We start from the raw sequence: 7192 nt of genomic DNA on the forward strand, positions 1-7192 counted from the left end.
GGCCACGTCCACCCGCCCCCGCGACCCGTACACCACCACCTGCGCCGGATCCGCCGGGTCGTAGTGCACCAGCACCGCCTCGCCCTGCACGCGGCGCGGCGAGAAGATCTCCATCGGGCGGCCGTCCTCGGTGGTGAAGGCCAGGATCGGCCGGTAGCCGTCGGGGGAGTCCTCGGGGCCGAGCGGGCGATCGACTATCCGGGCGAAAACCGCCACGCCCTCGGTCCGCACGTGCCGGCGCCAGCGCAGATCCAGCGCCCCGGCCAGGAGCGCGATCAGGCCGCCGAGCAGCAGCACGCAGCCGAGGACCACCACGTCCCCCACGGTAGCCCGGCACGGCCGCGCGCGTCGTGCAACGCAAGCAGCATGCAAACGACTCTTGTCCGTTTCGTCCCCTCGCCGGATGTCAAGGTGGAGGGCATCGACCCACGTCACACGTCTTGAGGGGAACGCCAGTGACACCGCAAGGAGTCGGCCGCCAAGCGCTCGCGGCCGACGACCCGACCGCCCCGGCCCGCGAGGCCGAGCGGGAGCACGACCGCCTCACCGTCTCCCAGGGCCTGGCCGCGCTCTCCCTGGACGCCCTGGCCTCGGTCGCGTACGGCCCCGAGGCGATCGTCGTGGTCCTGGCCGTGGCCGGCGCGCACGGCCTGGGCTTCACCCTCCCGGTCACCCTCGCGATCGCCGCGCTGCTGGGCTTCCTGACGTTCTCCTACCGCCAGGTGATCGCGGCGTTCCCGGAAGGCGGCGGCGCCTACGCGGTGGCCGGCAAGTACCTCGGGAAGAACGTGGCCCTGGTCGCGGCGGCCAGCCTGATCATCGACTACGTCCTGAACGTCGCCGTCTCGGTCTCGGCCGGCGTCGCCGCCCTCACCAGCGCCTACCCCTCGCTCTACGGCGACCGGGTCTGGCTGTGCCTGGCCGTCCTGGTGCTGATCACCGGCATCAACCTGCGCGGCGTCGCGGAGTCGGCGAAGGCGTTCATCGTCCCGACCGTGCTGTTCATCGTCGCGATCTTCGCGGTGATCCTGGTCGGCCTGTTCCGCTCGCATCCCGCGACGATCCCCTCCGGGCACGTCGTGGCCGCCGGGAGCGCCGAGAGCGTCGGCGTCCTGCTGCTGCTCAAGGCGTTCGCCTCCGGCTGTAGCGCGCTGACCGGCGTGGAGGCCATCGCCAACGCCGTGCCCACGTTCCGCAAGCCCCGCGTCAAGCGCGCCCAGCGCACCGAGTCCGCGCTCGGCGCCCTGCTCGGCCTGATGCTGATCGGCCTGGCGCTCCTGATCCGCAAGTTCCACGTCGCCCCGGACCCCTCCAAGACCGTCCTGGCCCAGCTCACCGACGCCGCCCTCGGCCACAACGCGGCGTTCTTCGGGGTCCAGTTCGTCACCATGATCCTGCTGGCCCTGGCCGCCAACACCTCCTTCGGCGGCATGCCGGTGCTCACCAGCCTGCTGGCGCGTGACAACTACGCCCCGCACGTGTTCGCGCTGCGCGGCGACCGCCAGGTCTACCGCTGGGGCGTGCTGATCCTGGCCGGTCTGGCGGCGGTCCTGCTGGCCGTCGCCAAGGGCGACACCCAGACCCTGGTCCCGGTGTTCGCGATCGGCGTCTTCATCGGCTTCACCATCTCCCAGGTCGGCATGGTCCGGCACTGGCGGCGCGAGCGCGGCCCCGGCTGGCGCGGCCGTGCGGCGGTCAACGGCACCGGCGCGGTGCTGACGTTCGCGGCGCTGGTGATCGAGCTGATCTCGAAGTTCACCGAGGGCGGCTGGCTGGTCGTGGTGATCGTGCCGCTGCTGGTTCTGGGCTTCCTGCGGGTGTACAAGGCGTACCGGATCGTCGGGGAGGTGCTGGGCCTGGGCCACAAGCCGGCGCCCGCGGTGGAGCAGCAGGCGCTGGTGGTCGTGCCGGTCGGCGCGGTGTCCCGGCTGACCCAGGAGGCGATGTCCGCGGCGCTCTCGCTCGGCGACGGCGTCATCGCGGTGACCGTCCGCTACTCCGACGAGGACGACGCGGCCGAGTGCGAGCGCCTGCAGGCCGAATGGCACGCCTGGCAGCCGGACGTCCCGCTGGAGGTGCTGACCACCCACAAGCGCTCGCTGACCCGGCCGATGGTCGACTACCTGAACCGGCTGGCGGCCACCGCCCCGGCCTCGTCCGGCGGCTTCGAGCGCATCATGGTCCTGATCCCCGAGGTCGAGCCGCGCCGCGCCTGGCACCGGCTGCTGCACAACCAGCGCGGCGTCGTGCTGGACCGCGCGATCCGCCGGCACACCGAGGCGATCGTGTGCCGCATGCGATTCCACATCAAGGGGTGGTGAACCCGTGCGACGCCGACCGGGCTGGTTGAATGGACGCCGGACCGTCTCCGCCGTCGCGATCGAGCGCGGGGCGGCCATTTGCATCGAACCGGCCGGCGTTTGCATCGCGCGAGCACTACCCCCGGGCGGCGCGCCGGGACTGTTGACTTGTCACGAGTGCCCGACTTCTGACGAGAACTGAGGGAGCCAGTGACCCGCATCCTGGTCGTCGACGACGAGCCGCAGATCCTGCGCGCCCTGCGCATCAACCTGAAGTCCCGGACCTACGAGGTCGAGACGGCGGCCAACGGTGTCGACGCGCTGGCCTGCGCGGCCCGCCGGCTGCCGGACGCGGTCCTGCTGGACCTCGGCCTGCCGGACATGGACGGGGTCGAAGTGATCCTGGGGCTGCGCGGCTGGACCACGGTCCCGATCGTGGTCCTGTCCGGCCGGGCCGACCCGCAGGAGAAGATCCACGCGCTCGACGCCGGCGCCGACGACTACGTCACCAAGCCCTTCGCCATGGAGGAGCTGCTGGCCCGGCTGCGCGCCGTGATCCGCCGCCACCAGCAGGCCAACGCCGGCGTCGCGGGCGCGGAGACCAGCTCGGTGCGGCTGGGCAGCTGCGACATCGACCTGGTCGCGCACAGCGTGGCGCGCGAGGGCGACCCGGTGCGGCTGACGCGGACGGAATGGGCCCTGCTGGAGATCCTGCTGCGGCACCCCGGGCAGCTGGTCAGCACCGCGCGGCTGCTGGCGGACGTGTGGGGCAACAGCCACACCGGCGAGGCCGGGTACCTGCGGTTCCACATGGCGCGGCTGCGGCGCAAGCTGGAGGACGATCCGCAGAACCCGCGGCATCTGATGACGGAGTACGGGACCGGGTACCGGTTCGTGCCCTGATACCGCGGTGTCCGGATGCGGCGCGGCGGTGCGGCCGACAGGGTCTTAAGCGTTTCGACGGCGGCTTGTCAGTCGACGACGTCCGGGTCGGTGTCGCCGCAGGCGCAGAGTGCTGCGACCACCCCTGCTCCTATCGCCGCGCACACTTCACCACAGGCGCGGATCGCTCTGACGACTTCCACCTCCTCCGCCGCCGCACCGCTTTCGCACACCACCGCGGCGCGGGCCAATCCCACCCGAGCGGCGCCGGCGCCCTGTGCCACGACGGCACCTACAGCTACAGCACGACGCCGCAGGGCACGCGTTCGCACCACAGCGGCGTCGAGGTCTGGTACTACTGACCGGAAACTGGCCGGCTCGTCGACCGGCGCTTTCCTACGGCAGCGCCGCGACGATCTCCGCGACCGAGCGCCGCCTCCCGGTGTAGAACGGCACCTCCTCGCGCACGTGCCGCCGCGTCTCCGAGCCGCGCAGGTGCCGCATCAGGTCCACGATCCGGTCCAGCGCGTCCGCCTCGAACGCCAGGATCCACTCGTAGTCGCCGAGCGCGAACGACGGCACCGTGTTGGCCCGCACGTCCGGGTACTCCCGCGACATCATCCCGTGCTCGGCCAGCAGGCGGCGGCGCTCGGTGTCCTCCAGCAGGTACCACTCGTAGCCGCGGACGAACGGGTACACCGCGATGTAGCCGCGCGGCGTCTCGTCGGCGACGAACGCCGGGACGTGGCTCTTGTTGAACTCCGCCGGGCGGTGCAGCGCCATCTGCGACCACACCGGCTCGCATCTGCGGCCGAACGCCGTGCGGCGGAAGCGCTGGTAGGCGTCCTGCAGCGCGTCGGAGGTCTCGGCGTGCAGCCAGACCATGAAGTCGGCGTCGTGCCGGAACCCGGCCACGTCGTAGCTCCCGCGCACCACCACGTCGTCCTTGGCCAGCGCCTCGAACAGGGTCTCCACCTCGGCGGCGAGGTCGGCGCGCGCGTCGTCGGAGGCCGGCAGGTCCTGCCGCACCTTGAACACGCTCCACAGCGCGTAGCGCGTGACCTCGTTCAGCTCCACCGCGCGCTTGCCGATGCGGACGTTGCTGACCACGCCGTCCGGGCGTCCGTCCTGGGTTTCGTTACCGCTGTCGCTCATGTCGCCATTCTTCCTTATGGGTGTACTCGGTTGTGCGCCCGGCGCTATGCGGGCCCGGCACTGATTTCCCGCGCCGCCCGAAGCGCCGAGGCGACGCACGCCGCGATCCCGACGCCGTCGTAGGCCGCCCCGCACACCGCCAGCCCCGGCTGCGCCGCCACCGCCGAGCGGATCCGCTCGACGCGCGCCACGTGTCCGACCGCGTACTGCGGAAGCCCGCCGCCCCAGCGCTGCACGTGCCAGTCGACGGGCTCGCCGAGCGCGTCCGGCGCGCCGATCGCGGTCCGCAGATCGGCCAGCGCCAACGTCGCCAGCTCGCCGTCCTCACGCTGCAGGTCGGCCGTCTCGCGATGCCGTCCCACCGACGCCCGCACCACCGTCTTGCCGGACTCGCCGAGCCACGACCACTTGACGCTGGAGAACGTCGAAGCCTTGATGAACCGTCCGTCAGCCGGCGGCACGAGGAAGCCGCTCCCGGCGGGAAGCGCCGCATCGTCGAACACGAATGTGGCCAGCGCGACCGAGGCGTATTCGATCCCTGAGAGCTCCGCCGCAGCAGCCGGCGCGGCGTCCTTCAGCAGCCGCGCGGCCGGAGTGCCCGGCACCGCCACGATCACCGCGTCGAACTCGTGCGCCACCGGCGAGGGCACCGGACCGGAGACCAGTCGCCAGCCCTCGGCGGTGCGAGTCAGTTCCCTGACCATCGTCTCGCGTTGGATGGTGACGCCGGCGCTTTCGCAGGACTCTGTCAGCGCAACCGGGAACCGTCCCACGCCGCCGCGGATCCCCGCGAACACCGGCTTGGGATTGGCCGCCCCGGCCTGCGCGGCCAGGATCTTCGACACCGCCTCGTCCAGCGGCTGGCCCGACTCGAACGCCGGCACCAGCGCCGGAACCGCGGCCCGCAACGAGATCTCGTCGGCGTGGCCCGCGTAGACCCCGCCGAGGAGCGGCTCGACCAGCCGGTCCACGACCTCGCGGCCGAACCGCTCGGCCACGTAGCCGCCGACCGCGATGTCGTCGGTCTCGGCCTCGGTGCGCAGCCGCGAGCGGGACGGCAGCGCCGGTCCCGCCTCGGCGCGCCTGAGCCCGGCCGCCGACAGCAGCCCGGTCAGGACGCTCGGATCGCCCGGGACGCCCATCAGGTGCCCCTTCGGCATCGGCACCAGCTCGCCGCGGCTCCAGACCGAGGCGGAAGCCGTCGCCGGATGCACGAGGTCGTCGGCCAAGCCCACGGCGCGCGCCAGATCGACCGCCTCGGGCCGCCGGTTCAGGATCGACTCGGCGCCGAGGTCCACCCGGACCCCGCCGACCTCGGCGACCGCCAGCTTGCCGCCGAGCCGTGGCGAGCCCTCGAAGACCGTCACGGCCGCCTCCGGCAGCGCCTGCTTCACGTACCAGGCCGCCGCCAGCCCCGAGACACCACCGCCGATCACGGCCACGGTGCCCGGTTTCGGTCGGGACCCGTCGCCCGACGTCGAACCCTGAGACGCTGTCTGCCCGGTCATCGCAGCCCCCTGTGTCGCGCCCACCGCCGCGGCCCCTTCCGTGCCTTCCGTGCCGTTCGTGCGCGCCGGCTTCAGCGCGCTGAAGCCTCGTGCACCAGCTCGACGACCCGGGTCAGCCGGTCCGGGTCCATGTCCGGCGTCACGCCGTGGCCCAGGTTGAAGATGTGACCCGGGGTCCGGGCGCCGTCGGCGAGGACCTCGCGCACCCGGGCCTCGATCACCGGCCACGGCGCGAACATCACCGCCGGGTCCAGGTTGCCCTGCACCGCGTAGCCCGGGCCGACACGGCGCGAGGCCTCGTCCAGCGGCACGCGCCAGTCCACGCCGATCACGTCGGCGCCCGCGGCGGCCATCAGCGGCAGCAGCTCGCCGGTGCCGACTCCGAAGTGGATGCGCGGGACACCCAGGTCCGCCAGCGAGGTCAGCACCTTCGCGCTGTGCGGCATGACGTAGCGCTCGTAGTCGTGCGGAGAGAGCGCGCCGGCCCAGGAGTCGAACAGCTGCACCAGGCTCGCGCCGGCCTCGACCTGCACCCGCATGAAGGCGGCGGTCAGGTCGGCCAGGCGGTCCAGCAGCGCGGCGAACAGCTCCGGCGCGCCGAGCATCATCGCCTTGGTCTTCTCATGGTTCTTCGACGGCCCGCCCTCGATGAGGTAGCTGGCCACCGTGAACGGGGCGCCGCCGAAGCCGATCAGCGGGGTCGCGCCGAGCTCGCCGACCAGCTGCCCGACCGCTTCGGCCAGGAACGAGAAGTCCGCGGCCGGGTCCAGCGGACGGATCTGGTCCAGGTCGGAGAAGTCCCGGATCGGGTTCGCGAACACCGGGCCGACGTTCGGCACGATCTCCACATCCACGCCGATCGCCTTGAGCGGCACCACGATGTCGCTGAAAAGGACGGCGGCGTCCACGCCGTAGCGGCGCACCGGCTGCAGGGTGATCTCGGTCACCAGGTCCGGGCGCAGGCAGGAGTCCAGCATCGGGATGCCGGTGCGCACCTTCCTGTACTCCGGCAGCGCGCGGCCGGCTTGGCGCATGAACCACACCGGGGTGTGGTTGACCGGCTCGCGGCGGGCGGCGCGCAGGAAGTCGCTGTCGTAGGCGGCGCCGCGGGCCGCGCCCGGGGCGGCCTCGCCGCGCGGGCCGGGTACCTCGGTGAGCTTCTCCGCGTCCGACGCGCCCAGGTCCGCCGCGGGGTTCAGGCTTTCGGTCACGCTGTCGTGCACGGCATCGCTCCTGTCGTCGGTCACCCCTCGATGGTCGCACGTTTGCCCCGGTGCCCGATGCCCGGGTCTTGCTGTTTGCGAGCGGTTCCCGACCGGGTGCCGGCATCGGAGGCGGCGTGGGTCG

General features: G+C 72.5%; 7 protein-coding genes. 3 read left to right on the forward strand and 4 right to left on the reverse strand.

The genetic code is table 11. The features are described 5' to 3' along the window. On the reverse strand, window positions 1-315 hold a 315-nt coding region (locus tag GWK61_RS51245), incomplete at its 3' end, for a DUF3592 domain-containing protein (protein ID WP_194921343.1). A gap of 140 nt (window positions 316-455) precedes the next feature. On the opposite strand from GWK61_RS51245, the gene GWK61_RS51250 reads away from it, so the two are divergent. From GWK61_RS51250 to GWK61_RS51260, 3 genes are all read left to right on the forward strand, one after another. Next, on the forward strand, window positions 456-2321 hold the full coding sequence (locus GWK61_RS51250; protein ID WP_323748153.1) for an APC family permease: 1866 nt from the start codon (window positions 456-458) through the stop codon (window positions 2319-2321). 189 nt (window positions 2322-2510) lie between these two features. Next, a complete protein-coding gene (locus GWK61_RS51255) occupies window positions 2511-3203 on the forward strand; it encodes a response regulator (RefSeq protein WP_194921345.1) in 693 nt (230 codons plus the stop codon). Window positions 3204-3268: 65 nt separating this feature from the next. Then, window positions 3269-3544: a DUF3761 domain-containing protein gene (locus GWK61_RS51260; RefSeq protein ID WP_194921346.1), complete on the forward strand. Its 276-nt coding sequence runs from the start codon at window positions 3269-3271 to the stop codon at window positions 3542-3544. A 34-nt stretch (window positions 3545-3578) separates the two neighbouring features. Here the strand turns inward: GWK61_RS51260 and hemQ are convergent, their stop codons facing one another. The 3 genes from hemQ to hemE all read right to left on the reverse strand — a co-directional run bounded on the left by hemQ (window position 3579) and on the right by hemE (window position 6927). Then, entirely contained in the window at window positions 3579-4337 is a 759-nt protein-coding gene (hemQ, locus tag GWK61_RS51265) for a hydrogen peroxide-dependent heme synthase (RefSeq protein WP_228564361.1), read from the reverse strand. Window positions 4338-4381: 44 nt separating this feature from the next. After that, window positions 4382-5845 carry a protoporphyrinogen oxidase gene (gene hemG / locus GWK61_RS51270; RefSeq protein ID WP_194921349.1) on the reverse strand — a complete coding sequence of 488 codons (1464 nt, stop codon included), beginning with the start codon at window positions 5843-5845 and terminating at the stop codon, window positions 4382-4384. 71 nt (window positions 5846-5916) lie between these two features. Beyond that, window positions 5917-6927, reverse strand: a complete 1011-nt coding sequence (gene hemE, locus GWK61_RS51275) for a uroporphyrinogen decarboxylase (RefSeq protein WP_369125683.1) — start codon at window positions 6925-6927, stop codon at window positions 5917-5919. Window positions 6928-7192: the final 265 nt, after the last annotated feature.

It is taken from the genome of Catenulispora rubra (genome assembly GCF_015356825.1).
GTDB lineage: Bacteria > Actinomycetota > Actinomycetes > Streptomycetales > Catenulisporaceae > Catenulispora > Catenulispora rubra.

What these genes read in the sequence shown, in the direction of transcription:
- hemQ (WP_228564361.1), bottom strand. Translation starts at nt 4,337, where the DNA reads ATGAGCGACAGCGGTAACGAAACCCAGGACGGACGCCCGGACGGCGTG.
- hemG (WP_194921349.1), bottom strand. Translation starts at nt 5,845, where the DNA reads ATGACCGGGCAGACAGCGTCTCAGGGTTCGACGTCGGGCGACGGGTCC.